The organism is Desulfonatronum parangueonense (assembly GCF_054656975.1).
The window spans coordinates 2,230,829-2,255,030 of the sequence record NZ_BAAHXH010000003.1 but is presented as its reverse complement, the minus strand read 5'-3'; the positions used below and the strand labels follow the sequence as shown (position 1 = coordinate 2,255,030).

The 24,202-nt window shown below is 55.7% G+C and carries 22 protein-coding genes; 11 read left to right on the top strand and 11 right to left on the bottom strand.

The window, feature by feature from the left end; translation table 11 throughout:
* Nucleotides 1-98: 98 nt before the first annotated feature.
* The 6 genes from ACYQ15_RS10320 to ACYQ15_RS10295 form a co-directional block, all read right to left on the bottom strand.
* Nucleotides 99-1,211 carry an HprK-related kinase B gene (locus tag ACYQ15_RS10320; protein WP_459937427.1) on the bottom strand — a complete coding sequence of 371 codons (1,113 nt, stop codon included), beginning with the start codon at nucleotides 1,209-1,211 and terminating at the stop codon, nucleotides 99-101.
* Nucleotides 1,198-2,082, bottom strand: a complete 885-nt coding sequence (locus ACYQ15_RS10315) for a GAK system ATP-grasp enzyme (protein ID WP_459937426.1) — start codon at nucleotides 2,080-2,082, stop codon at nucleotides 1,198-1,200. The genes ACYQ15_RS10320 and ACYQ15_RS10315 overlap by 14 nt, the downstream gene beginning before the upstream one ends.
* Nucleotides 2,083-2,152: 70 nt before the next feature.
* Entirely contained in the window at nucleotides 2,153-3,799 is a 1,647-nt protein-coding gene (locus ACYQ15_RS10310) for a phosphate signaling complex PhoU family protein (protein ID WP_459937425.1), read from the bottom strand.
* Between the two features lie 6 nt (nucleotides 3,800-3,805).
* On the bottom strand, nucleotides 3,806-4,087 hold the full coding sequence (locus tag ACYQ15_RS10305; RefSeq protein ID WP_459937424.1) for an amphi-Trp domain-containing protein: 282 nt from the start codon (nucleotides 4,085-4,087) through the stop codon (nucleotides 3,806-3,808).
* A gap of 270 nt (nucleotides 4,088-4,357) precedes the next feature.
* Nucleotides 4,358-5,542: a hypothetical protein gene (locus ACYQ15_RS10300; RefSeq protein WP_459937423.1), complete on the bottom strand. Its 1,185-nt coding sequence runs from the start codon at nucleotides 5,540-5,542 to the stop codon at nucleotides 4,358-4,360.
* Between the two features lie 131 nt (nucleotides 5,543-5,673).
* Nucleotides 5,674-6,243 (bottom strand): GAK system XXXCH domain-containing protein, encoded by a 570-nt coding sequence (locus ACYQ15_RS10295; protein WP_459937422.1) that lies wholly within the window; start codon nucleotides 6,241-6,243, stop codon nucleotides 5,674-5,676.
* Nucleotides 6,244-6,945: 702 nt separating this feature from the next.
* Between ACYQ15_RS10295 and ACYQ15_RS10290 the strand changes: the two genes are divergently transcribed.
* Nucleotides 6,946-8,991, top strand: coding sequence for a PAS domain-containing sensor histidine kinase (locus ACYQ15_RS10290; RefSeq protein WP_459937421.1), 2,046 nt, complete (start codon nucleotides 6,946-6,948; stop codon nucleotides 8,989-8,991).
* A 244-nt stretch (nucleotides 8,992-9,235) separates the two neighbouring features.
* Here ACYQ15_RS10290 and ACYQ15_RS10285 read toward each other — a convergent pair whose 3' ends face one another.
* Both ACYQ15_RS10285 and ACYQ15_RS10280 read right to left on the bottom strand, forming a co-directional pair.
* Nucleotides 9,236-9,760 carry a Crp/Fnr family transcriptional regulator gene (locus tag ACYQ15_RS10285; protein WP_459937420.1) on the bottom strand — a complete coding sequence of 175 codons (525 nt, stop codon included), beginning with the start codon at nucleotides 9,758-9,760 and terminating at the stop codon, nucleotides 9,236-9,238.
* Entirely contained in the window at nucleotides 9,735-12,251 is a 2,517-nt protein-coding gene (locus tag ACYQ15_RS10280; RefSeq protein ID WP_459937419.1) for an ABC transporter transmembrane domain-containing protein, read from the bottom strand. Before ACYQ15_RS10280 ends, ACYQ15_RS10285 begins: the two co-directional genes overlap by 26 nt.
* A 146-nt stretch (nucleotides 12,252-12,397) precedes the next feature.
* Here ACYQ15_RS10280 and ACYQ15_RS10275 point away from each other — a divergent pair, with 146 nt between their 5' ends.
* A complete protein-coding gene (locus ACYQ15_RS10275) occupies nucleotides 12,398-12,883 on the top strand; it encodes an ATP-binding protein (RefSeq protein WP_459937418.1) in 486 nt (161 codons plus the stop codon).
* A gap of 3 nt (nucleotides 12,884-12,886) precedes the next feature.
* Nucleotides 12,887-13,225: an STAS domain-containing protein gene (locus ACYQ15_RS10270; protein ID WP_459937417.1), complete on the top strand. Its 339-nt coding sequence runs from the start codon at nucleotides 12,887-12,889 to the stop codon at nucleotides 13,223-13,225.
* Nucleotides 13,226-13,603: 378 nt separating this feature from the next.
* On the opposite strand, the gene ACYQ15_RS10265 is transcribed toward ACYQ15_RS10270, so the two are convergent.
* Together ACYQ15_RS10265 and ACYQ15_RS10260 are read right to left on the bottom strand one after the other, a co-directional pair.
* A complete protein-coding gene (locus ACYQ15_RS10265) occupies nucleotides 13,604-15,085 on the bottom strand; it encodes a PP2C family protein-serine/threonine phosphatase (RefSeq protein WP_459939572.1) in 1,482 nt (493 codons plus the stop codon).
* A 6-nt stretch (nucleotides 15,086-15,091) separates the two neighbouring features.
* A complete protein-coding gene (locus tag ACYQ15_RS10260; protein ID WP_459937416.1) occupies nucleotides 15,092-15,217 on the bottom strand; it encodes a hypothetical protein in 126 nt (41 codons plus the stop codon).
* Between the two features lie 291 nt (nucleotides 15,218-15,508).
* On the opposite strand from ACYQ15_RS10260, the gene ACYQ15_RS10255 reads away from it, so the two are divergent.
* The 7 genes from ACYQ15_RS10255 to ACYQ15_RS10225 all read left to right on the top strand — a co-directional run bounded on the left by ACYQ15_RS10255 (nucleotide 15,509) and on the right by ACYQ15_RS10225 (nucleotide 22,076).
* Nucleotides 15,509-16,108: a hypothetical protein gene (locus tag ACYQ15_RS10255; RefSeq protein WP_459937415.1), complete on the top strand. Its 600-nt coding sequence runs from the start codon at nucleotides 15,509-15,511 to the stop codon at nucleotides 16,106-16,108.
* Between the two features lie 23 nt (nucleotides 16,109-16,131).
* Nucleotides 16,132-17,079, top strand: coding sequence for a hypothetical protein (locus ACYQ15_RS10250; RefSeq protein WP_459937414.1), 948 nt, complete (start codon nucleotides 16,132-16,134; stop codon nucleotides 17,077-17,079).
* Entirely contained in the window at nucleotides 17,066-17,461 is a 396-nt protein-coding gene (locus ACYQ15_RS10245; RefSeq protein WP_459937413.1) for a PqqD family protein, read from the top strand. Before ACYQ15_RS10250 ends, ACYQ15_RS10245 begins: the two co-directional genes overlap by 14 nt.
* A gap of 142 nt (nucleotides 17,462-17,603) precedes the next feature.
* The gene (locus ACYQ15_RS10240; protein WP_459937412.1) at nucleotides 17,604-18,509 is read left to right on the top strand and encodes a hypothetical protein; all 906 of its coding nucleotides are present in this window, start codon (nucleotides 17,604-17,606) and stop codon (nucleotides 18,507-18,509) included.
* A 644-nt stretch (nucleotides 18,510-19,153) separates the two neighbouring features.
* Entirely contained in the window at nucleotides 19,154-19,645 is a 492-nt protein-coding gene (locus ACYQ15_RS10235; RefSeq protein WP_459937411.1) for a YajQ family cyclic di-GMP-binding protein, read from the top strand.
* Between the two features lie 4 nt (nucleotides 19,646-19,649).
* Nucleotides 19,650-20,213 (top strand): CDP-diacylglycerol--glycerol-3-phosphate 3-phosphatidyltransferase, encoded by a 564-nt coding sequence (gene pgsA, locus ACYQ15_RS10230; protein ID WP_459937410.1) that lies wholly within the window; start codon nucleotides 19,650-19,652, stop codon nucleotides 20,211-20,213.
* A gap of 471 nt (nucleotides 20,214-20,684) precedes the next feature.
* On the top strand, nucleotides 20,685-22,076 hold the full coding sequence (locus tag ACYQ15_RS10225; RefSeq protein WP_459937409.1) for an outer membrane homotrimeric porin: 1,392 nt from the start codon (nucleotides 20,685-20,687) through the stop codon (nucleotides 22,074-22,076).
* Between the two features lie 309 nt (nucleotides 22,077-22,385).
* Here ACYQ15_RS10225 and ACYQ15_RS10220 read toward each other — a convergent pair whose 3' ends face one another.
* Nucleotides 22,386-22,733, bottom strand: a complete 348-nt coding sequence (locus tag ACYQ15_RS10220; RefSeq protein ID WP_459937408.1) for a hypothetical protein — start codon at nucleotides 22,731-22,733, stop codon at nucleotides 22,386-22,388.
* Between the two features lie 20 nt (nucleotides 22,734-22,753).
* Between ACYQ15_RS10220 and glmU the strand changes: the two genes are divergently transcribed.
* Nucleotides 22,754-24,130, top strand: coding sequence for a bifunctional UDP-N-acetylglucosamine diphosphorylase/glucosamine-1-phosphate N-acetyltransferase GlmU (glmU, locus tag ACYQ15_RS10215; protein WP_459937407.1), 1,377 nt, complete (start codon nucleotides 22,754-22,756; stop codon nucleotides 24,128-24,130).
* Nucleotides 24,131-24,202 lie beyond the last annotated feature (72 nt).

The window sequence follows — 24,202 nt, the reverse complement described above, 5'->3', positions numbered from 1 at the left end:
TGCTCATTTCCCGGTTTTTGTCCAGAACCTCCTCACCCTCGCGCGGGGTGCGCTCGAAGGTCCTCTTTTTTGAGCATCCTGGCTTGGTTCCGGTCCGCCTACCAGCCCTGCTGGTCCAGGTAATGAATGCAGGCCTCGGCAACATGATCAAAATCCACTCCACCCTTGGCCTCGAACACGGCGCAATCCTCGAACATTCGCAGGTAGGCCTCGGTCTGGAACCGGTACGTACGGCCCGGGCGGGGCAGGAAGAAGAGTCCTGGTGATTTGACCACTGTTTCCAATAATTCCGGACGCTGAGCCAGATCCACCAGTTCCAAGGATGTCCGCGGGTACTTTGGGCTCCAGTTCAGGATCACCAGACCGGTCAGTTTGGAGGAATTCAAGAACTTGCCGGGTCCGAAGCATTCATCCAGATAGACGTCGTGTTTCTGCTCCAGGGTCCACAGTTCTTCCGGAGCCATTCTGGCGTAGGCGTCCTTCTGGGCTGCATCGAGCATTCCGGCCAAAGCTGGATTGCCCATAATGGTCCCGGGATTGACACGGGGCAGTTTGGCCACGCCGTGCATCATGATTTTGCCGTCTCCGCGGCTGATCAACAGGCGGTCGTTGCTCACGAAATCCAGGCCCCGGCTCATCATATGCAAGGCCAGGGTGGACTTGCCCATTCCGGAAAATCCGGCCAAGGCCAGCCCCTTGCCATGCTTCGCCACTCCGGCGGCATGACAAAGCAGGCTCTCCCGATCCAGCATCCACTGGATGAAACGACTGTTGATGAAGTTGATCACCTGACTGTCGTTGACCAGGCAGGGACCGAAGGCCGCATGGCGCCGCTGATCGAAGAGAAAGAGCATCCCGGTCAACCGCTTGAGCACGATCCGTGCTTCGCCATGATCCAGGTACTCTTCCTTGATTCTGGACTTGCCCGGATCAGGCTGATTCACGGTCCAGGGCGCGTCGAATTCCAGCAGAGGATCTTCCAGTGCGGTGATCACGATATCCGGGTCCCGGACCTTCGCGCCTTCCTCCTGCGCCACGGGATCCAGGAAATCGGAATAGTACCGGCGGAGGTTGGCGATGAGCGGTGGGTTATCGGCATTCACCACGATCCGGCATCCGCTGAAGCGCAGCCGCAAAGAGGCTTGAATCCGGGCTTTGTCCAACTTCTCCGACAAGAGCGCGTGGACCTGTTCCGGGCTATGGCGAGACATGATCGCACTTTTTGAGCACATGATCCGCGAAATGAACCGAGGCATCCAGGCTGCAGGCTTCCAGCAGCCCCCGGAAGCCGCCGAAGGCGGAGACCTCGAAAATCATCGGACCGTCCTCGGTTTCCATGATGTCCACGCAGGTGAAATCCAGCCCGAACAGATCCTGGGCCCGCCAAGCCAGGTCGATGATCTCCCGGCCCGGTGCGTAGTGCTTGTACTTGCCGCCGCTGGAGGTGGAGGTGTTCCAGGCTCCGTTGCTTTGCCGGGCGTAGGTGCCGAAATATTCGCCACCGAGAAAGACAATGCCCAGGTCCTTGCCTGGGGTGGAGAGCATTTTCTGCACATACATCACCGGGTTGCCCTGGCTCTGGAAGCGGGCGATCCGCTCCCGACACGCGGCCCCGGCCTCGATCACCTCCATGCCCCGAGCCTTGGAGGTATAAAGCGGCTTGAAGACGGCGCGTCCAAAATCAGCGACTGCCTGTTCCGCCAGGTCCGGGCTTTCCGTGATCACGGTGGGGGGCATGGGCATGTCTCCGGCGCGCAGTTTCACGGTGCAACTCAATCGGTTCAAAGCCGTCAGGATTGCGCAAGGTTTTGAAAAAACCGGAGTCCCGTTGCGGTTCAGCAATTCCAACATGCTCAATCGGTCCTGCATGTCCGGCGAATAGGCGGGCCCGATCTTCTTCACGGCCAGGGCATCGAACAGGGAAAGATCCTGGCCGTCGAACCACAATGCGCCGGTTTCCAGATCCATGTGCACCCGGGACATGTCCACCACGCATCGGAATCCTGTTTTGGCCGCAAAGGCGTCCGCCAGCTTTTCCGTGGACCAGGAGCCGGGGTTGCCGATAACTGCAATACGTCTCATGTGTCGTCCTTACGTTGGAGATGATGCCATATCTGTAACAAGGCAACCCGGAACTTCGCTGTGTGGTTGCTTAAAAAGACCGAAATTGCAGGATTTTCACCGGAACCTGGAACCGCTCCCAGGGCCTGCCGCGATAGGCCAGGATCTTTTCCGCGAGATACACGCCTCGGGCGAACATGCCGGCCGCGAACTGTACGTTCAGCTCAAACCGGGCGGAGGTGATGAATGAGCGGATCAGGCCCAGGGCCAGCCGGGCCTCGAAGGTCTCGTCGTGTTGTTCCTTGGCGAACTGGCGGGCGAACTGTAGGAAGCGCAACTCCACCTGATTCAGATTGTTCCGCACGGCGCCCTCGAAAATCGGAATCCGGAAGTTGGAGACCAGGAAAACCGACACGTCCTGGACATAATCATCCTGCTTGGAGCGGTGCACGTCGATGTAGTGTACCCGTTGCTCCTTCTGGTTGTAGATGATGTTGTTGATGTTGTAGTCCCCGTGGGTGAAGACAGTGAACGGCGCGCTCAGCTCTCGCTCCACCTCGGCCAATTCGGCCAGCAATTCCTCCGTGGAGGGCAACTCCAGGCCGCAAAACTGGATTCGCGGGTTGTTCAGGTCCGGATGGGCCACGAACACGTCCTCCAGCCGCGAATACAACTGGCTGGTGAAAGAGCAGGGCTTGCTGCCCTTGCTCAGGGTGTTCTGCCAGATCATCGCCGCGGTTTCCTGGACCAGGAAAAAGGCGTTTTCCAACTGTTCCGGATCGTCGTTAAAGACGATTTCCTGGAAGGTGCATCCGGTCAGAAATTCCAGCAGGATCGACGCGTTGTCCATGCTCTCCTGGAAACCGAACACCTTGGGGGTCAGTCCGGGAAAAATGGTTTCCCATTGCTGGATGTTCGCCTTCTCCTGAAGGATTTTTTTGAGCTTGCCTTCCTTGAAGATGACCCCGGTGGCGTCGCTTTGGGTCCCGTTGGTAACCTTGCCGATTCGGCAACCGGACCGGGTGCCCCAGATGGATTCAAAGTCCACGTCGCGCATGCGCAGGTCGAAGTCCAGGTTGTCCAGGGACTCGCGCAGGGCCTGGTACTGGTTGATCTTCAGCTTCTCGCCGACCACGGAAAAGATTACCGCCTCGCCGATGTTCAGCAGCGAATCGCCCATGCGCTCCAGATAACGGAAGATGAACAGGGTGGTGATCAGGTCGTGGGTTTCACGGCCGGACTGCAACCGGACGATTATCTTGTCGAATTTGTGCTTGTACAGCTTGTCCAGAACGAATTCCGACCGACAGATGCGCAAGGCCAGGGAAAGGTCGCGGTGAAAAAGGGAGCGGACCACGATGTCCAGAGCCCCGAGGATTTGGCGAAAAAAGGGCCGGTACTCGAACTGATCCAGAAAGCGGTGATCGGAGATGTACCGCAGCTGCCGGGCGATATCCACGGAAAAATCGCTGATTCGTTCCAGGTTGTTACTGATGATGTTCACTGCCCGGATGAAGTCGATCCCGGTCTTGTCCAAATGCGCCTGGCTGTGCAATCTCGAAAAACAGGTGTTCTCGATCACGCTCTTGAAGTTGTCGATATAGTCGTCCCGGGAGGCAATCTTCTCGATGACCGCCTTGTCGGGCTTGATCAGCACCTTGAGCGTGTCGTCAACCTGTTTGGACACTTCCAGAACCATGAACTGGATTTTCTGTTCCAGTCCCTCGAGGGAATGCATGCAGGTCTATCCTTTGGTCTGGGAATCGATGACCAGCGGTCCGTCCACGAACATGGTGCTTTCCGAGGCCTGCTCCCAGCGGAAGCGCAGGATCATTTTCACTTCCCCGTCTTTTTTCCGGGTCTCAATGTCGAACTTGATCAGGCTTTCCGGTTCCAGGACCAGGCGTTTGTCTTTCCAGGAAAACTGGAGTTTGCCGTTCAGGAAGCCATCACTCAGGGCATTGAGGTACTTGCCGATGGATTCCCGGTCCTGCAGGGAGTCGTGCCGAAATTTTTCTTCCGCCATTGCTGTGCTCGCTTCGGGTTAGGGTTCAAAAAACAGGGGCCTTGGGCTCAGGTAACTACTCAGCTAAGGTCCGGGTTGCCTTGATTTTGCGGCCTCACCAACTCCTTCGCCGGCTTCGTAACACCGAACCATTGCTTGAATAATCAACACTCGTGCTCCAGGAGTCCGGCAATGGTTCGGTGAACGAACCCTGGCTCAGTCAAACAGGCGAGACCGCAAAATCAAGGCAACCCGGACCATCCTTGCTTCAACTGCTGAATAGTTACGGGCTCAGCCATCCAGCCGGGCCTTGTACTCCTCGATGACCCGAGCCCGGCCGGCGTTGCCCACGATCAGGCTTTTTCGGACGGAAAGATCATCCCAGGCCGGCTGCACGCCGATATCCCGGTAGTATTTGCTCGCTTCGGCATGGCCGGGATCCTTGACCTTCTCGCTCATGTGGGTGTCGTCGCCCATGAACACCAGCAGGGAACGCTGCCCCGCCCTGCGGGTCTTGTTCTGGCGGTGGATCACGTTGATCAGGAATTCCGTGTACTCCTGGGACTGGGGATTCCAGACCTCGTAGCCGTCCACGTCATAGTCCGCCAAAAGTATCGGCCAGAACTGTTCTGGGTGCGGCACCACCACGCCGCCGCCCAGGGCCCGTGTCTCCTCGATGAACTCCGAGGTTCGGTAGAAATAGGTCAGGCTGAAGTTTTCCTTGGCCATGCTTTTCACGCTCTTCAGGAAAAGCTGAGTCCGGTGGACCAGGGACGCCGGAAAGAGGTGCCGCTGGACGTCGATGAATTCCCGGATCAGCTTGTTCTTGATCATGTCCCGGGGAATGATCTGTTCATGTTCCTCCAGGAGCATTTGCAGTTTCTTGGCCTGAATCCGGGCGAATCGGACCACGTCCTCGTCCACGCCGGTTTCCTCGGAAGCCAACTGCAGGTAGTCCTCGTACTTGATGTTGGTTACCATATCCAAAAAGGCATAAAGCTGGCTGGAGCGGTAGCGAAAGGTGTGATCCAGCATGGCCTTGAACACGTCCGCGGATTCCAGTCTGCTGGTCCGGAAGTGGAGCAAGAGCTGCACTTTTCGCTGAAACTCGTGGGAATAGCAGTCCACTTCCACACCTGAATAGTCCCCGTACTCCATGAGCACGTTGTGCTGGGTGGGGATGATCAGTTCGCGGACCTTGTCGGGATAGGTGGCCTCAATGCGCCGGGAGATCAGGTCCATGGGAATGAATTCCGGGTGCCAGTGAATGGCCAGCACGTCTTCCTGCCTGGACTGGACCCGCAGCGGCGTGACCACCCGTTGGATCTGCTCCGGACTGAGGCCCTGGGTGATGATGCTTCTGAAATGTTTTTCATCCGCTTCAGTCAACTGGGGCGGATACTCCATTTCCTTGACCTGCACCGCGGACTCGTCTCGCCGGACGATTTCCATTTTTCTGCCTTGAGCAGACAACATCGTTTCCTCCAATTCCCGGTCCGTGTTCATCAATCCATCCCAATGCCTTCAGTTTGACATTCAGCCCGCAGATCCTTCATCGTGCCAATGCACGTCCCCAATCTTGCGGTCCCGACGCGGAATTCGGCATGTCAATCGTACTTTTTATGACATTGGGTCTTCAGTGAGTTCAAGGCATGCGCGGCCTGATAGGCCGCGTCCAGGTCCCGTGCGCGCACGGCTTCCTGGAATACGGACACGGCTTCGGAATAGGCAGGATAGAATTCGTCGCCTTTGCCGGGATAACGGATCATCCTTCCGGAATCCTGAATGAAATCATCGATATCCGGCTGAGACGGCCAGGTGTTTTCGTGCAGCGCGTACATGATGTTCTTGAAGGACTTCTTCATCCGCTTTTTCAAGGAACCATAACTGCCGCCCGGTACCGGGGCACCGGGTATTTCAGTTTCAATCGCTGTCGGGTCTTCGTCTTCCTCCTCGGGGACGACCATGGATCGGGCTCCGGAGGCGATTTTCAGCTTGACCTCGGCCATGCCCGCCGAGTTCCGAATGGCCAGATTGATTTTTTGAACATCGTTCCAGTCAAACTCGACATTTTCCAGCCGCAGCCGACCATGCTCCATGGCGTCGGCCATGGAGCGCAGCATTTCCGCCAACTGCTCCTGGGAGTAGGTCAATTTCAGCTTGTCTTCCCGTTCCATGTCGTCTCCTGTCGTTCAAATGAACATTTGTGGCCCCGGGAGAGGCGGGAAAAGATATATCAGGCTCTGGTCGTCATGCGTCAGGGAACCTGAATAGATGCTGACATTTAAATCCGGCATCGCTAAAAGGCCTGAATCGAGGTTCGGGCCATACGCCGGAATTGTTACAGATTTATCTCAAATTTTCAGAAAAAATGAGCCGCCTAAAGATTTTCATGCGCTATTGGAATTTCTTTGACTCATCTGCGCGCAGACAGTTTTACCATGCAGCTATTACCCCGACAAGACGTAAACATCCTTGACCCCACGTATGGAATAAATCCGGTAACTACTCAGCTCATTCGAGAAAAATCGGACTGGATAACGGCCTTCGCCGGCATGACTTAACTTGGAAAATACGTGGCATGATGCGTCATTCCGGCGAAAGCCGGAATCCAGCTCTGGCGAGATACTACAGAGTATGTGCTGAATAGCTACTAAATCCGGATCAGCGCCTTGATAGATTGGCTCATAAGCAAACTTGATGACGTAGCTTCTCGTAATGGAAACATTCTTGAGGACTTTCCCAAGGAAAGCAGCATCCATTGCCAATAACGAATACATGGTGCATGAATAGCGCCGAAGGACGAAGGTGCGAGGCATTCAGGCCTTTACAAAGGTGTTGTTGATGGTCATTGATCCAGCTTTGGAGGACCCACGAGCATGACCGACGATCCTGCTGATAAGCGACAATGGCTCAGAGAACAGGCCGAGGCTCGCCTGGCCGACATGAGCCGCCCGGATGAGAATCTCTCTCCGGATCAGCTGAAAAGCCTGATCCATGAGTATCAGGTGTATCAGGTCGAACTGGAACTGCAGAACGAGGAACTGCGGGCAACCCAGCAACGTTTGGAGCAGGTCAAGGACCGTTATGCGGAACTGTTCAATAATGCCCCGACCGGTTACCTGATCATTGATGCCGGAGGCGTCATTACGCATCATAACCAAACCTTTGCCCGTATGCTCGGTAGTGAGCACCTTGTCTTAGCCAACAGCCCATTGACGGAACTGATTTTCCCCGAAGACCGGCCGGCATTTCTCGGTCGTTTCAAGGCATTTTTCAAAAGTCCTTCGGGAAAACGGCTGGATTTCAGGCTGATCGGCGGAAATGCCGAAGCGGTGCATGTGCGGTGCATCGGAAAGCGGGACAACCATGCGGGAGGGCTGCCTGAAGGTGATTCCGGTCAGGGACTTCTCCTCATTGTTGCGGACATCACTGAACGGGTCCGTTTCGAAGAAGCGTTACGGAGGAGCGAGGAGAAATATCGCGATCTGTTTGAAAACGCCCCCGTGGGTGTTTTCCAGGCGACCCCTGAAGGCCGCTATCTTACAGTCAACTCCGAAATGGCTCATCTGTTCGGTTTCGCGACCCCAGGGGAAATGGTCGATCAGGTTGAGAGCATCTCGGCCCAACTCTATGTTCGGCCTGAAGATCGGGAAGTGTACAAGGAAAAGCTTCGAGCCCATGGGCAGATCAAGAATTTTGTCACCGAGATGGTCCGCCGGGATGGGACAACCTTCTGGGCGTCCTTGAACACCAAGGTGAAGCCGGGAGCGAAAGGGAGCCCCATCTATGACGGCTTTCTCATGGACGTCACGGAGCGCCGTCTGGCCGAGCACGAACTGCACCTTTCACACCAGCGGTTGATCACGGTCTTGGACAGCATTGAGGCGCTGATCTACATCGTGGACATGGACACCTACGAAGTTCTTTTCATCAATGCTCATGGCCGGAAACTTCGCGGAGACGCCGCTGGGAAAAAGTGTTGGGAGGTCTTGCAGCATGAGCAGAATGGACCCTGCTCGTTTTGCACCAATGAAAAGTTGCTGAAGGATGGAAAGCCGAACGGTATCTATGAGTGGTCGTTCCAAAACTCGAAAAATCAGCGTTGGTATCTGTGTCAGGACAGTGCCATCCCATGGACCGATGGCCGTTTCGTGCGGATGGAGGTGGCCACGGACATTACGGAACGCAAAAGCAACGAGGACGAGATTCGGCGTTACAGCGCCGAACTCAAGGCCCTTTTGGCTGAAAAGGACAAATTCTTTTCCATCATTGCCCACGATCTCAAATCGCCGATGTCCGGCCTGATGACCTTGTCGACGATATTCTCTCAGGACGCTGAGAGCATGACCGCGAAGCAGTTGCAAGAGGTCGCCTCGGCGATGCGAAAAAGCACCGAGCGCCTGTATGCCCTGCTGGAAAATCTGCTCCATTGGGCTCTTGTCCAGCAAGGCCTCATGAATTTCCTCCCAAAATCCACCAATCTTCATCAACTGGTCAACAACAGCATTGAATCGCTGTGCTCAGTGGCCGAGTTGAAAGAGATTGCCATCCAAAACAACATTCCTGAAAAACTGGAGGCTATGGTCGATTTGCCCATGATCTCCACCGTTGTCCGCAACCTTGTCTCCAATGCCTTGAAATATACACGCAACGGAGGGGCGGTGACCATCTCCGGATTTCGGGATGGAGACATGATTGAAGTTGCCGTGCGGGACACCGGCATCGGCATGGATCAGGAAACCCGAAAGCATATATTCGCCCTTACGCGAAATATGTCCCGCCCCGGCACGCAAGGTGAACACGGCACCGGTCTGGGCTTGATCCTGTGCAAGGAATACATCGAAAAACACAACGGCAAGATCCGGGTCCAAAGCGAAGTCGGCCAGGGATCAACCTTTCTCTTCACCCTTCCCGCACCATAAGCGTTACCAATAGTTGCTTAACTCTACTCTACACGTAACTGTTCAGTATGCTACTGCTGTTGCCGAGTTGATATCGGAGTCGGTATCGGGATCGGTATCGAAAGCGAAGTTATGTGAAGGCTCCTTAACGTTTTGGAATCGATTCCGACCCCGATTCCGACTCCGACCCCGATTTTCGGAGGCAGATCGCACAACGTGTGCTGAGTAGTTACCCTACACATTGAATACGGCTGTTTCATTGCCCCTACAGCAGCGTCACGCCCAGAAAGTCTTTCGCCTTCTGCAGATCCTGCCGGTTGGACCTGGAGAGGAGTTCCTCCTCCCACCGGTACAGGGAGCGATACAGGGCCTTGAAAAAGGTCGCGGAAAGGTCCGGCGAGCTGGAGACAAGTCCCAGGAAGTGCTTTTGCGGCAGGACCAGGCAGAGGGTCGGCTCGAGAGCCTGCAGGGAAAAAAGACGCCTGGTCTGCGCCACCAGGGACAAGGCACCGATGAAGTCTCCGGTTTCCATTGTTCGCAGGACCACAACTCCTTCGCCTTCGCCCCGGGTGATCCGGGCGGATCCGCTCAGCAGGCAGTAGGCCTGGGTGTCCAGATCTCCCTGGGAAAAAATGTTGTCGTCTGGTCGATATCGTTTCCGTTTGCAGAGATAGGCCAGTGCCTTCAGGGGCTGCAGGCCCAGCTCCGAAAAAAATGAGATGCCGCGCAAGGCGTTCAGGTTCTGATCGAATTCGGTTTCGCTGCTATTGACGGCCGTGGACGAGTTCATGGAACACTCCCTTTTTCTTGATCAACTCTTCATAGCTCCCCAGCTCAACTAACTTCCCGGACTTGAGCACGCCGATCCGGTCATAGCCTTTGAGAATGTCCAGGCGGTGGACCACGGCAATGACGGTGCTTTTCGTCTTGAATCTGCTCTCCAGCAGGTTCTGGATGCGGGCCTGGGACGCGTTGTCCAGGGCCGCGGTGGCTTCGTCCAGGATCAGGATCGGCGGGTTCTTCAAAAAGACACGGGCCAAGGCCGTTTTCTGTCTCTGGCCGCCGGAGAGACGGTCTCCCTGGCTGCCGACGTTGAATTGGAGCCCGTACTCGATGATGCGGTCCAGAACGTCCTCGACGATCAACACCTGCATGATGCGTTTCTTGATCCGGTCTTCGGCTCCGGCGACTTCGGGCTTGATGACTCCGAACAGGATATTGTCCAGGATGGATTCGGATGCGATGTAGGTCTTCAGGTTGTAAAAGTCGAATGCACCGGGCGCGTTGGATTCGGCCCACTCCCGGAAGGCGGCTCGGCTGTCTACGATGCGGTGCTTGAGATCCGTTGAAATTCTGCCCATGGCATTGGAACTGGAGATGAAACCCAGGGCCAGTTTGAGCAGTTTCGCCCGGTCATTTTCATCCAACCTGGTAAAATCATATTCCGGAACTCTGGAAACCAGCATGGCGTAGTCCTCAAATTCATCGGCCGGAATCGGCGAATCGGCGAAGAGTTCCAGTCCGCCGCCCAGCGTGGTGATCACGTCCACGTTGCGGGTCGCAATGGCATATCCCAGTTCGTTCAACGGCTCGAGCAGGTTCCGGGTTTGCAGGAATCGGCGGAAGGAGACATTGGCGTGCAGCGTCTCCGGTGAGAGTCCGGGAGCCGCGGAGGAGCCGAAGATCAGGTTCTGGGACAACGTGGCGCCGTGAACGTAGTGTTGCGGATCAAAGAACTCGACATCCTCGGCCAGATCCTCCCCGGCGTTTTGCCTGAGCATCTGGCGGGCGTGCAGGATGTGGCCTGCCAATTCCCGGTCTTTTTCAGGGTCGAGGGTGCCCCGGAATCCGAAGCTGAGTACATCCAGATACAGCCCGACTTGTTGAATTATTTCAATGATGCGGTCCAGGCTCGGTGTTCCGGAAATACCGGAACAGGTTTTGCCTTGCAGGCGTTGCGCTTCGCAGGAATAGAGCAGGTTGTCCTGGAGAGTGCCTTCAAAAATAAACGGATGCTGCGCGACCATGCCCATGTTCACGGCCATGTCCGCCTTGGTCAGGCGATTCAGTTCCTGGTTGTCGATCTTCAGGGAGCCGTTGGTGTACTTGAAGATCTGGGCAATGCACAGGGCCAGGGTCGACTTTCCCGATCCGGAAAAACCGACCAGAGCCAGAAGTTCCCCGGGCTGGATGGAGAGGTTGATCTTGTCCAGAAGTTTGATGTTCCCGTCCACCATGTATCCGACGGACTGAAGATCGATCCGGCCCTGGAAGTCATGCGCCGCGCGGTCGACGGGACTGGGAAGATATTCCGGCTCGATGTCGTAGTAGCCCATGATCTGGGTGTAGCGCACCGTGCTGTCCTGATAGGTCTGGTAGTACTCCATCAGTTCCTTCCAGGGATCGTAGAGCTTTTCATAGGAGGACAAGAAGGCCACCAGAGCCCCTATGTCCAGCTGACCCTGAATCGCCAGATAGCCGCCGACCAGGAAAAGAATAAACGGGCCCAGGCTTTGAAAGAAGTTGTTGTAGAACTTGATGCCGTATTTGAAGGCGTACATGACCAGCGTGTTCTTGTAGAGCAGATCGAGTTTCTTCCCGAACTTGGCGTCCTCGAGCTTGTAGCCGGCATTGGCATGTATTTCCTGCACCCCGCCGATGGATTCGCCGATGGTTCCGCTGACCGACTGGGTGGAAGCCATCCGGCGCCGGTTGGCCGCGTTCATTTTGCGTTGCAGCCAGGGGAGAATGATCAGTTCCGTGGGGTACAGGAGCAGGCTGAGCCCGGCCAAAAGCGGGTTGAGGTAGAACATGAACCCGGCAATGGCCAAGAACGTCAGGATGTTCACCAGCGGCGTTGAAAAGGCCTGGCCGATGAAGTCGCCCACGGGATTGAGTTCGGTGACCATGGAATTGATCACCGTGCCCGGAGGGGTCTTGCGAAAAAATGGAAGGGGCAGGGAAATGATGTGGTTGAACAGATCGCGGCGGATGGTCTTGATGGTTTGCTGACCGATATAGGCCTGGATCAGGTTGATGGCGTACTTGAGAATCCCTCCCAGGATCACGATGGCGATGTACAACCCTGAATAAAACAGCAGGAGGTCCACGTCGCGCATGCCGATGGCGTCGTTGACGATGTTTTTTTGCAGTTCCAGCGGCAGCACCCGCGCCGCCACGGTTACGAAGATGATCAGTACCAGCAGGATTCGCAGCTTGTGGTGGCGCTGAAAAACCCAGGAAAACAGGGTGCGTTTCGTGACCTGAAGCGGCGGTTTCATGAAGCGTGATCTGTTTGTGCGGAGATTGGATTCGGCGTGATGTCACACGCATGGCGATGGTCTGCTCGAACTTGGCGTCGGATGGCTTGCGTTGTATTTATGCCTTGCATAGGATTGCAAACAATGCACCAAAGGAAAGAAAGGCAATGATCCGGAAAAACTATAAGTTAACCAATTTCCAGGGCAGCATGGCCGAATTGGCCGACACGCTTCGGAATCTGGGCTCCGAACAAGGATGGTCCGACAAGTGCGTGTATCAAATTACCCTCTCACTGGACGAAATCATCACCAACATTTTGCAGTACGGGTATCAATCCACGGATGCGCATGAGATCGATGTGACGGTGGAAATTAACGAACAGCAGGCCCGCCTTGAGGTGCGCGACAACGCCCGACCGTTCAATCCCGTTGCGGACATATCGGAACCGGAATTGGACAAGCCCCTCCTGGAACGGAAACGATGTGTGGGAGGCATGGGCGTGCATCTTGTCAAATCGATAATGAACTCGATTGACTATCGGTATGAAGACGGCCGTAATTTCTTGACCATGGAAAAGGATTTAGACAGTCTTTGTGATGCTGAAAAATGTCACAACCCTGTTCGGATGCCGCTGCCGCCGAGTGGAGAATAAGGGATGGAAATTAAGGAAAACAAACGATTTGGGATCGTGATGTTCACTTTGGTGGGCAAGTTGGACGGGGATGAGGCCCAGGCTTTCGAGGAGCGAGTGCAAAAAAATCTGGATCAGGGCGCGACAAAACTGGTTTTTGATTGCCAACTGTTGGATTACATCAACAGTTCCGGATTGCGCGTTCTGGTCATGGGCTACCAGCGCCTGCAAGCAGTCAACGGCCGGATCGCGATTTGCGGACTCAAGGACTACATTCAGGAAATTTTCGATATTTCCGGATACAATGAAATCTTTGCCATGTATGCGGACTGTGAAGCGGCCTTTGAGGAATTGCGGGATTGATTTTTGCTTAGCGGATTACCACTCAGTTTATACGGTACACTTCAGCCGGAACCTTGTTCCATATGCTTTAACAATGCGGATTTTTGTAACTAATAACTCACGGCAATCAACGGAGTAAATCCTGGGAGCGCCGCACCCCAGTGCGGCAACGGAGTAACGTATTCAGGGTCAAGTCCCGGCTGGAGCTTGGCCCCAGGAGCTGGATCACGAAACTACGAGCTGGCGGTGAATCCTTGCACAGGAAATCGAATCGCCCGCTTTTTTGAGCATTCCGGATTTATGATAGTATTCCTATATTAACGGGTGGTTTTGCCGGGAACGCGAGGCTCTGCGCTCGCGATGTTTGAGGTGCGGGTGCGGAGCCCCGCGTTCCCAGGTTCATTTGGCACTTTCCGGGTTCAGGGCCTTGACGACGACCAGGGTCAGGTCATCTTTCAACTCGCCGTCGCTGAACACGGAGGCGGATTTGACCACCTGCTCGACAATACTTTGCGCCGTGCCGGCGGCATGGGCGCGAATGATTTGCCGTAATCGATCTTTTCCGAATTGTTCCCCCTCCTGATTCGTGGTCTCCCATATTCCATCCGTGCCCAGGACGATGATTTCGCCCGGCAGGAGGATGTCCCGGGCGGACACCTGATAGGAGTTGCCCTCCCGAATGCCCAGGGGCAGGCCGGAACCGGGCAAATCAATGAAGCTGTCGTTTGCCGGACTGTAGAGCAGGGCCGGATCATGCCCCGCCCCCACCCAGCGCAGGCTGAACGACGAGGTGTCAATCATCAGGCAGAACAGGGTCATGAACCGGCCGGTTCCGAAATTGTCCTCCACCATCAGATGGTTCACGTCCGCCATGACCTCGGCCAGCGATCCGGGGAGCGCCGTGCGCAGGCGGATCATGGAGCGGACCGAAGCCATGATCAGGGCCGATCCGACGCCATGACCGCTGACGTCCCCGATCAGCACGGCCAGTTGTTTCTCATCCCGGGTGCGGAAATAGTCGAAATAATCTCCCGTGACCGCATCCGTGGGGATGCTGGTTCCGGCCAGATCCAATCCGGGTATTTCCGGAGCGGAAAAAGGCAGCAGGTCGGACTGGATCTGCCGGGCGACTTCCATGCCGCGGGTCATTTCCAGGTGCTCCCGCAGTCCCTCCAGCATACGGTTGGTATGGCCGGCGATGAAGCCCAGTTCATCATTCGTTACAGCGGGAACATAGTCGCTCAGGTCGCCGTGACTGATCCGTTCCAGGACAGAGGTTTGATTGTCCAAAAGCAGTTTCAGGTTTTTTGCATAAGAAACAATCAGATTGATGATCAACGCAAGAAGAACGCTCATGACGAAAACTATTTCCACGATGACCGCTCGGACCAAAAAGAGAATGTTCTCCTGCAACATGGCTCCCATGCTCAGCCAGCGAAGATCGTTCACAATAATCAGGATCAATATGCCGGAAACCAGAAAGGCCATCAGGATCGTCAACATGAGGAAACGGCGCGTAAGCGAAAACAGCTTGGCCGGCGGGGCATGACCGTAACCCAGAGCCTTGGCCTGGAGGATGACGCTACGCTCTCGTTGCAGGGCCAGGTCCACGGACTGGAACAGGCCCAGAGTCAGAAAGCCCAGGACCAGTTTCAGACCGCTGTGTACGAAGGGAAATTGCATGACCACCGTGCTGTACAGGGCCACGGTCAGCCCGACGCCGACCAGCAGGGCAAGTTCAATCTGAAACTGGCGTCTGGAACGATCCAGCGGGGGGAGCGCATCAACGAGAAGCCGATTCAGGAACAAACGCAACACATAGGCGGCGGACAAGGGGATCAGGATCATCAGGCCGAGCTTCCAGACCGGAAGCGCATCGATGAACGGTCAGACCTGTCCCCCGTAGAGGGTCATGACCATGAGCGCGAAAACATAGTGGACAAAGGCCCGGATGTTGCCGGAGAATCGCTCAGCGGGAGAAGGCGCCGGGTTGGACCGTGGGTGCGTTTGCATCTTCGTGTCCTGATAAGGCTGAAATTACTGCTCAAGACCTTGCGGCAATAAAAGGGATAAATCCTGGGAGCGCCGCACCCCAGTGCGGCAGCGGAGTAACGCACACAGAGCCGAGTTTCGGCTGGAGCGTGGCTCCTGTAGCTTGGATCACGAATCCGCCTGGTGGGAGCCGGAATCCAGGTGAATTACAGGGCATTTCAATTACGGATCTTTTGTATAGATACGGTAATCTTGTTCATGGCATTCACTGCAAGAGTGATGTTTTTTCGGGCAAGTTGCAAGGAGGTCGACATGAAGGTAACGACCCTTATCTTCTCGGCATTTCTGTTGTTCTGCTGTCCTGTTCAAGCCGATGCTTTCAAGACCCTGGCCGGAATCGAGCTGGGAACGGAGATGGATTCCTATTGGGATTTGCTGCACCAGGATACGGCGACCGAATTGCCGGATGTCCTGTTCATGAAGGAAGTCAAGCTCAAGCCCGGCGCCATTCCCGGCGTGCGAGGTGGCTCGTTGAGCTACTCGGTTTGCGGTGACCGGAAGCTGGTGACGCGCATGAAGCTGAAGTTCGTGGATCGCGATGAGCAGTTGTTCAGGGATCTGAATCGATTGTACAGGGAGCGCTGGGGTCGGCCGGACCAATGGGCGGGCGATCACTTCAGAACCATTCAGGCCTGGCTGTGGCTGCTGGGCGATGAGAAAGAGACGGTGGAAGTCATTTTGATGCACAGCAAACTCGACGACATGCGACCCGGCGTTTCCATCAAGATGACCCACTTGACTCTCTGGGAGGAGCAACGGGCGTGCTGGGAACGCCAGTTGGTTCGCGAGAGTATCCCAATCGATGCGGAAACCATGCAAATAAGGAACCTGGAAGATTTTGTTCCCCATTGAAGCGGCAATCCGCTTGGTCGGCCATGCCTGATTCCTCCTTCGAATTCACCGAGCAGCTCGTTCCCTTGAACTGGAACGGATTGCTGTTGCAGACTCCGACGGACTGGACGCCTTCCGTGCTTGACGGCAGATATCTTCTGGCCGAGGCAGGGGACGTACCCGTCATGGAGGTCAAATGGCAGCCGATCCAGGGCCGTTTTTCCGTTGCAAAAACCATCCGCAAGCTGACCAAGGGAGTGCAGGGGGCGGAATTGTTCATCGGCGAAAACGATGCACGGACCCCGCCTGTCCCGGAACAATGGACGGAGACCGTATCCCGGCTTGAGGAGCACGGATTCAACGTGCAACCGATCTTCTGGAGGTCGTCGGATCTGCGGACAGAGGAAATGTCATCGCAAAACATCACAGCAGGGCGAGGGGCGCTGATCTATAATCCTGTTCCGAACATGGCCTGGCTGATCCAGTTCTATGAGACCGGAACAGGGTCCATCAAGGAGGATGCCGCCCGAGTGCTGCTCAGCCTGCGTTCTCCTGAGCCGGAGCAGTGGCTTCCCTGGCAGGTTTTTGGTATCCGCTTCCGGACCCCGTCCTGGCTGGAGCTGATGCGTCATACCTTCAACCCCGGCAGATATCGGTTGGAATTCCGGGGCAGAGGATGGAAAAACGCCACCAGGCTGGTGCTGGAACGGGTCGGCCCGGCTCGGGCGGTGCTTCGCGGAGCAGGGCTGCGGGAATGGGCCGAGGGATATTTTGCCAAGGAGCTTGCATCCCTGAAGCCGGTGGACGGCAGGCCAAACGTCGCCGAGGTTCGCTGGCAGCAGTTGCCGGGTCGGATCCTGCATCGGGGAAGCAGGGCATGCGTGCGGCTTTCCCGGGACGGGCAGATGATCCTGGCCGTGTTTCTGCTGAACGCGCGAGTTGCGGAATTGAATGTCTTTCAGGAGATAGACCAAACCTATGGGATCGTCTGACGACACAGAGAAGTCTGCGCGCAGTCCTGAGCCGAAAACACGCAAGGAGGCCCTGGCCTTGCGGCCCGTGCGCAACAAGGACGTGCTGGAGGAGAGGCAACCCAACGGCATCATCCGCCTGAGCTATCCCCTGACTCTCAAGCCGTGGTTCGGGAAGTGGGCCCAGAAGCTGGGCAAATGGGACGGCAGGCCCATGACCAAAAAGCTGGAACTGGACGAAATGGGCGGTATGGCCTGGAGCATGATCAACGGGTCGAACACGGTCCGGGACATCATTGACGCGTTCATCGCTGAATATGGTTTGCAGCCCAAGGAAGCGGAATTGTCCGTGACGGCATTCATCAAGGAACTTGGTCGCCGGGGAATTGTCGGTCTGCGCTGACTCCTTGAGTCAAAAAAACTAGAAATTGTTATCAGTTATTTGTTATCAGTTATCAGGAAAATCCAGATAACAAATAAACGATAACAAATAACAAATAACTGATAACTGATAACTGGATTGCGGGCAAAGCCCGCGTTAGCTGATGGCCAAGCACCGAAACGATTCAAGTCCCGAAAACGTGATCCTGGGCGCTTATTTTGCCGGGAAACGCCATCCCCAGCATGGTCAGGCCGTAACCGCGTCCTCCTTTGATTATTTTGCGGGCTGGTATCATTCAATCTGCCGACTGGGGTTGCATGGCGTTCTACTGCACGACCATCTCAGCGAGGCTTTTGCAGCCAAATACGAGCAATGGTTCGCCACGTTGGGCGGGACTGCCCGGGGCGGAAGCTTTCGATTCCAGCGCGTGCATCCGGGTGATTTCACTGCCGGTGATGAGCGGTTTTTTCTGTTTCGAGATTATCTGAAGGGGAATCAGGCGAACCTTACCCGGCATGTCTTTATCGTCGATGTCGCGGATGCCTGGTTTCGCTGTGATCCGTTCCGGCTTATCGCGAAACGGAGTTTTTGGAATTATCTGGACCTGACCGGGTTGGTCGATGCCGCCCGCTGTTCCGCAGGATGGGAGCAGGATCCCTTTCTGTCCCCGGAAGGGCTGGCGGGCTGGTGGCGAAACCAGCGGGAGCATCTGGCGAAACGTCGCGCCTATCGCCTGTTCCTGGGAGCGGAGGATACGCGGATCGGCAACAATCCCTGGATGCTCAAGCATTTTGATCAGGTCTACGGGCGACGATTCGAGGAGCTGAACGACAAGCCCGTGCTCAACTGCGGCGTCATCGGCGGGAGCCTTGAAGACGTGACCCTGCTTCTGGAGCAGGTCTGCGCGGAAATGCAGTCGTTGCAGGTCCGGGCCGTACTCAACGACATGGTGGTCTTCAACAGAATATTGCACGATAAATGGGCTGGAACCGTCTATTCCGGAGGTGCGCTCAACGCACCCTGGAAACGGTGGCGAAAGAAGGGCAGGCACGCGATTTTCCACAAGTGAGAGAGTGCCGGACTCTGGAGCGTCACTATCCTGGTCAGGCGTCTCAGACGGCGGCCCCCACGAGGAGCGCCGCACCCCAGTGCGGCACGTATTTCACGCAGAAGGAAATGTCCCGCCGATGATCCGCCGAGCACAGGTTCATGCCCGAACTCGTCGGTTGCTTGACAACACGTGCCGCACTAGGGTGCGAAGCTCCCAGGGAAGATAGCGTATTTGGACATTCATGCTATCTACATAATGAAATGGGGATGGTTCAGAACTGGTTGACACTTGAGTAGAAGCTGCCCTCAGGGGACGAGGATTTCCATTTCGATCGTTCCCACGCTCCAGCGTGGGAATGCAGCTCCCGACGCTCCAGCGTCGAGAATTCAACTCCGGTGAAACGCTGCCCGTTGATAATCTTGACCTTTTGGCACATTCACTAAGTGAAACTGCTTCCGAGAGCTTTGGCTGGTGGGAATTGACTGCTCACTTCGAGCTGAAACGGGGCGCTGGAGCGCCCAAGGCTACGTTCCCACGCTGGAGCGTGGGAGCGATAGAAAAAACCATCCAAAAAAAGTGTCAACCAGTTTTTGGTCGAATGAACCATCCCATGAAATGAGCAGGAATAAAAATCCGCGGATAGAAAAATCGAGGAGGAAAATATGCCGTCATTTGATATTGTCAGCAAGGTCGATCTGCAAGAAGTGGACAACGCCGTGAACAATGTACGCAAGGAACTGGATACCCGCTTTGATTTCCGGAACGTGAAAACGGACCTGGAACTGAACCGCAAGGACAAGGTTCTGCATGTGGTCACCGGTGACGAGATGAAGATGCGGGCCATCGAGGAATTGCTCAAGGCGCACTTCACAAGGCGGAAGCTGGATCCGAAATGCATGGAGTTCAAGGAGCTGGAGGCAACCAGCCAGGGCCGGGTGAAGATGGACGTGCAGATCAGGGAAGGCATTTCCAAGGATACGGCCCAGAAGATCGTCAAGCTGATCAAGGCGCAAAAAATCAAGGTCCAGGCTGCGATCCAGGACGAACAGGTCCGGGTCACGGGCAAGCAGATCGATGATCTCCAGGCCGTGATCAAGCTGATGGACGAACAGGATTTCGACGTGCCGCTGCAGCATGTGAACATGAAGCGATAGCCGGATGTCCCCTGTCGGAAACTGGAACATTCCCAACCTGATCACGGTCGGCCGGATCATTCTGGTGCCTGTTTTCGTGATGATGTTCATCACGGAACGATTCGGCGTCGCGTTGGCCCTTTTTCTGATCGCCGGGTTGAGCGATGCTCTGGATGGCTACCTGGCCAGGGGGCTGAATCAGGGAACCCGGCTGGGAGCGGTGCTGGATCCGATTGCGGACAAGCTGCTGCTGGTAACGGCGTATGTTTGCCTGGGCATTGTCGGCCTGATCGGAAGCTGGCTGGCGGTGCTGGTGATCAGCCGGGAATTTGTCATTCTCGGCGGATTGGCCCTGCTGCAGCTCAGCGGCGTGGACGTGCGCAACCGCATCCGACCGACGGTACTGGGAAAATTGAACACATGCTGCCAGGTTGCTTTGGTTGTTTTTGTTCTGGGAACCTACTCCCTCGGACTTCCGCTGGCCGGATTGGTTCAACTCCTTGTGGTCACTGTCGCCATTGTCTCGATAATTTCCGGATTGCACTACGTGTCCATCGGAATCGGATATTATCGTCGGGAGAAGCGGTAGCTTTGGCGACCGCAAGGGCGCACCCCCACGAGGGGAGGTGAACAGCCGGAAATTGAAGCACACCCGGTCATCCTATATCAAGGCCCCGTAGGGGCTCCCCTCGCGGTTACTCAAGGTTGGCGCGGTATTGAGGTGGAACGCCATCATCTCGATTGTCCTCTTGATCGCCAAGGCGAGATATGCAGTGCAAATTGTTTCGGTAGCACTGAGCACGATAGAATGATGGCGTGTATGGGATTGTGCACATTGTAAAAAACCTGTGCAGTGGCGGATTTAAACAGTCCGAGGCAGTTCAATTTTTTGGCGGGTTAAAAAAATTTTATTTTCCGTCAAAAAAATGGTTTTTTTTCTTGACAAGATCTTCCGGGTAAACGTAGAAAGTTTTCCAGCCGATGAAGGGGGTTTTCATCGGTGAAGTGTGGCGGCAAATGTGGAAGGAATTGTTCAATTGGACTGCAAAAGGAGGAAGGTATGAAAAGATTATTGACTCTGGCCATCATGGCCGCTTTTATCCTCGGCACCGTGGGCATGGCCCAGGCCGTGGAAATTCAGGCAAAGGGCACCTGGCGGGTGAACTTCAATTACCTGAAGAACGCCGATTCATTTGACAGCGATTCCGAAGTTGACAAGTTTCGGGCAGTTCAGCGTATGCGCACCCTGTTCGAATTTGTCGCCAGCGAAAACCTGAAGGGCGTATTGCACCTCGAAATCGGCAACCTGACCTGGGGTGGCGGTGGCGCCGGCGGCGCTGGTAACGCGAGGGGCGGTGCCTTGAATGCTGACGGCGTGAACGTCGCAACCAAGAACGCCTTCATCCAGTTCAACGTTCCCGGAACCGGAGCCGCCATCAAGGCTGGTATCCAGGGTTTTGCCCTGCCCAGCACCTACGGTTCCCACATCCTGTCCGCCGACGTTGCTGCTCTGGCCGCTATCATTCCCTTCAATGAAATGATGGGCTTGACCGTTGCATGGGCTCGTCCTTACGATGTCACCCAGGGAACTTTTGAAACCAAGATTGAAGACGAAGTCGACGTCTTTGCTGCTGTTCTGCCCATCTCCCTTGATGGCGTGACCTTGAATCCCTTTGCCGTGTATGCTCGCTGGGGCAAGGATTTCCTGAACGATACTTTTGGCGCCGGCGTTCAGCCCAATCCTTTCAGGAATGCCAATCAGTGGTTTGCCGGCTTGAACTTTACAGTTGACATGCTGGATCCCATTGTTTTCTTCGGTGACTTCAACTACGGTCATGTGAAGCTCACCGACGATCGCAAGTTCTCCGGATTCATCGCCGACCTGGCCGTGCAGTACCGCATGCCCATGATGACTCCCGAGTTGTTCTTCCTGTATGAAAGTGGTGAAGACTCCAAGTACTCCCGCGGCGGCGACAGCAAGCGTATGCCCACCATCGGCACCGACGGCGCCTCCTGGGCTCCCACCGCTTTCGGTATGACCGGCTCCTCCTTCGGCGGCGGCGTGGACGGCATCCTGCGCTCCTTTATCGCCGGCCTGCCCGGCGCCACCCCCTTGGACAGCTACTGGGCCGTTGAAGGCACCCTGGGCATGTGGGCTCTGGGCGCCAAGCTCGGCGACATCAGCTTCATCGATCGCCTGAGCCATGACCTGATCTTCTTGTATGCCAAGGGCACCAACGACACCGCCAATGCTCAGCTGTTCACCTCGGATGACAAGTACTACGAAGTCACCTTTGACAGCAATTACCAGATCTATGAAAACCTGGTCGCACGTCTGGAACTGGGCTGGGGCAAGCTGGATCTGGACGACCTGACCAGCGGCAGCGGTCGCAGCGACCTGGCCAAGGACAGCGCCTGGAAAGTGTCCGGCGGTTTCATCTACCGGTTCTAAAGAACACTCTTCCTTCCCTTTTCGCCACATGGAAGCCGGGGCTCACGCCCCGGCTTTTTTTGTGCAGCAGGGTACTTCCAGCCTGCTTTTCGCGTGTCGCAATTGTTCCTCATAACTGGCACATCTACGCCTGGGAGCACTGCACCCCAGTGCGGCACGTTTCGCTATGCAAGGCCAGAAGGTAGATGACCGAGTTGGCGCAGTATTTGGCGCATCAAGATGTGGCGTGTAGCCAAGTCAGTTTTGGAAAAATTGCCGTTGCCATGTCTGATTTGTAACTGCTCAGCTTTAGAGCAGGAAGAGTTTAGCTTAGCACAAACTTGAGACAAGCATGACCTGGATTTCCGCCTTCGCGGGAATGACTTTTTTTCCGTCTCCAGACCAGGCATAACCGCGAAGTCGGGCAGGGGTTGTTTTCACTAGGTGAGCTTTTAGTTGCTCTGGTTTTTGGTTTGTCGCCGTCGAAATCGGTAGGTGCTTTCTAACCGGCTTGGGATCCTGCCGCGCCGGGGTGCGGCAGGCCCCAGTTTTCAGCAATCGCAGATCGGTTGATTCATGGAGAGGGGAAGTATAAAAAACAAAAAGGGGCTGGAGGTGGGAAACCATGCCAGTCGTGATATTTTCAATCTGATCCGTTGGCTTTTGGTGGCGGATCATCAGATCAAAAAAGGATAGCCATGAAGTCCAGCCGGTCTCTTTCAGCTCTTGTTCTCGCGGCGGGCAAGGGAACGCGGATGCATTCCGACAAGCCAAAAGTACTGCACACACTGCTGGGTGAGCCCATGTTGTGGTATGTGCTGGAAGCTGTTCGGCCTCTGGCCGGTGATGGATTGCGGACGATCATTGGTCACCGGGCGGACATGATCCGCGACCTGTTCCCCGCGGAGCCATTCGTGCTTCAGGACCAACAACTGGGCACGGGGCACGCCGTGCTGTGTGGTTGGCCGGATGTGCTGGAGGGCGGATCCGAATGGTGTCTGGTGGTCAACGGTGATACGCCGTTGATTGACGGCGATGTGCTGCGCGATTTTTGTGAAAGCCTGGCTCAGAGCAAGTGCGATCTGGGTTTCATCACGCTGACCCTGGCTGATCCGCAATCCTATGGCCGTGTCCTGCGCGATGTGTCAGGTGTCGTCAAGGGCATCGTGGAGGCCAAGGATTTTGACGAAAAACTTCATGGCCCACCCACCGGTGAAGTCAATGCCGGGGTCTATCTTTTGCGCGTTGCGACCATGGGGCCGCTTCTTTCACGGATATCGGCGAATAATCGCCAACAGGAATATTACCTGACCGACCTTGTTGACCTGGCCGTTGCCGAAGGCTTGCATGTCGAAGCCATGGATGCCCAGGACGTTCCTGCCTTCATGGGCGTGAACAGTCCTCTGGAACTAGCCGCCTCCGAAGATGCCTTGCGCCGGCGAATTGTTCAGCGAATGCTGCAATCCGGTGTGACCATCCACAACCCTGGCGCGGCGCGGATCGGGGCGCGAGTCGTTGTGGAGCCGGGAGCCGAGATTTTTGGGCCCTGTGAAATCTACGGAGCCTCGCATGTCGCCAAGGGCGCCGTGGTGGAGTCCAACACCTGGATCAGAAATTCCCGCATCGGCCCGCGAAGCGTTGTCCGGTGTTTCTCGCATCTTGAAGGTGCGACCTTGCATGACGATTGCGTTGCCGGGCCCTTTGCTCGTTTGCGGCCGGACGCGGTTCTGGAAGATCAGGCCAGGATCGGAAATTTCGTGGAGATGAAAAAGGCGACCCTCGGCAAGAATGCCAAAGCCGGCCATTTGAGCTATCTTGGGGACGCTGTTGTCGGTTCTGACGCGAATATCGGCGCTGGAACCATTACCTGCAACTACGATGGGAAACAAAAGCATCTTACCGAGATCGGTCCCGGTGCGTTCATCGGCAGCAATACCGCTTTGGTTGCGCCGGTGAAGGTTGGTGCGAATTCCCTGGTTGGAGCGGGATCCGTGATTACGAAAGACGTTCCGGATGGCAGTCTGGTTGTTGCACGAGGCAAGCAGCAATGTTATGATCGAAAGCCCAAGGAATAGGGAACCGTTTTTCGCCGGCGCTCTCGGCAACCGTTCCTGGCGTTCTTCAAGGTGACGGTTGAACATACGTTC

What these genes read in the sequence shown, in the direction of transcription:
- ACYQ15_RS10320 (WP_459937427.1), bottom strand. Translation starts at nt 1,211, where the DNA reads ATGTCTCGCCATAGCCCGGAACAGGTCCACGCGCTCTTGTCGGAGAAG.
- ACYQ15_RS10315 (WP_459937426.1), bottom strand. Translation starts at nt 2,082, where the DNA reads ATGAGACGTATTGCAGTTATCGGCAACCCCGGCTCCTGGTCCACGGAA.
- ACYQ15_RS10310 (WP_459937425.1), bottom strand. Translation starts at nt 3,799, where the DNA reads ATGCATTCCCTCGAGGGACTGGAACAGAAAATCCAGTTCATGGTTCTG.
- ACYQ15_RS10305 (WP_459937424.1), bottom strand. Translation starts at nt 4,087, where the DNA reads ATGGCGGAAGAAAAATTTCGGCACGACTCCCTGCAGGACCGGGAATCC.
- ACYQ15_RS10300 (WP_459937423.1), bottom strand. Translation starts at nt 5,542, where the DNA reads ATGTTGTCTGCTCAAGGCAGAAAAATGGAAATCGTCCGGCGAGACGAG.
- ACYQ15_RS10295 (WP_459937422.1), bottom strand. Translation starts at nt 6,243, where the DNA reads ATGGAACGGGAAGACAAGCTGAAATTGACCTACTCCCAGGAGCAGTTG.
- ACYQ15_RS10290 (WP_459937421.1), top strand. Translation starts at nt 6,946, where the DNA reads ATGACCGACGATCCTGCTGATAAGCGACAATGGCTCAGAGAACAGGCC.
- ACYQ15_RS10285 (WP_459937420.1), bottom strand. Translation starts at nt 9,760, where the DNA reads ATGAACTCGTCCACGGCCGTCAATAGCAGCGAAACCGAATTCGATCAG.
- ACYQ15_RS10280 (WP_459937419.1), bottom strand. Translation starts at nt 12,251, where the DNA reads ATGAAACCGCCGCTTCAGGTCACGAAACGCACCCTGTTTTCCTGGGTT.
- ACYQ15_RS10275 (WP_459937418.1), top strand. Translation starts at nt 12,398, where the DNA reads ATGATCCGGAAAAACTATAAGTTAACCAATTTCCAGGGCAGCATGGCC.
- ACYQ15_RS10270 (WP_459937417.1), top strand. Translation starts at nt 12,887, where the DNA reads ATGGAAATTAAGGAAAACAAACGATTTGGGATCGTGATGTTCACTTTG.
- ACYQ15_RS10260 (WP_459937416.1), bottom strand. Translation starts at nt 15,217, where the DNA reads ATGCAAACGCACCCACGGTCCAACCCGGCGCCTTCTCCCGCTGAGCGA.
- ACYQ15_RS10255 (WP_459937415.1), top strand. Translation starts at nt 15,509, where the DNA reads ATGAAGGTAACGACCCTTATCTTCTCGGCATTTCTGTTGTTCTGCTGT.
- ACYQ15_RS10250 (WP_459937414.1), top strand. Translation starts at nt 16,132, where the DNA reads ATGCCTGATTCCTCCTTCGAATTCACCGAGCAGCTCGTTCCCTTGAAC.
- ACYQ15_RS10245 (WP_459937413.1), top strand. Translation starts at nt 17,066, where the DNA reads ATGGGATCGTCTGACGACACAGAGAAGTCTGCGCGCAGTCCTGAGCCG.
- ACYQ15_RS10240 (WP_459937412.1), top strand. Translation starts at nt 17,604, where the DNA reads ATGGCCAAGCACCGAAACGATTCAAGTCCCGAAAACGTGATCCTGGGC.
- ACYQ15_RS10235 (WP_459937411.1), top strand. Translation starts at nt 19,154, where the DNA reads ATGCCGTCATTTGATATTGTCAGCAAGGTCGATCTGCAAGAAGTGGAC.
- pgsA (WP_459937410.1), top strand. Translation starts at nt 19,650, where the DNA reads ATGTCCCCTGTCGGAAACTGGAACATTCCCAACCTGATCACGGTCGGC.
- ACYQ15_RS10225 (WP_459937409.1), top strand. Translation starts at nt 20,685, where the DNA reads ATGAAAAGATTATTGACTCTGGCCATCATGGCCGCTTTTATCCTCGGC.
- ACYQ15_RS10220 (WP_459937408.1), bottom strand. Translation starts at nt 22,733, where the DNA reads ATGATCCGCCACCAAAAGCCAACGGATCAGATTGAAAATATCACGACT.
- glmU (WP_459937407.1), top strand. Translation starts at nt 22,754, where the DNA reads ATGAAGTCCAGCCGGTCTCTTTCAGCTCTTGTTCTCGCGGCGGGCAAG.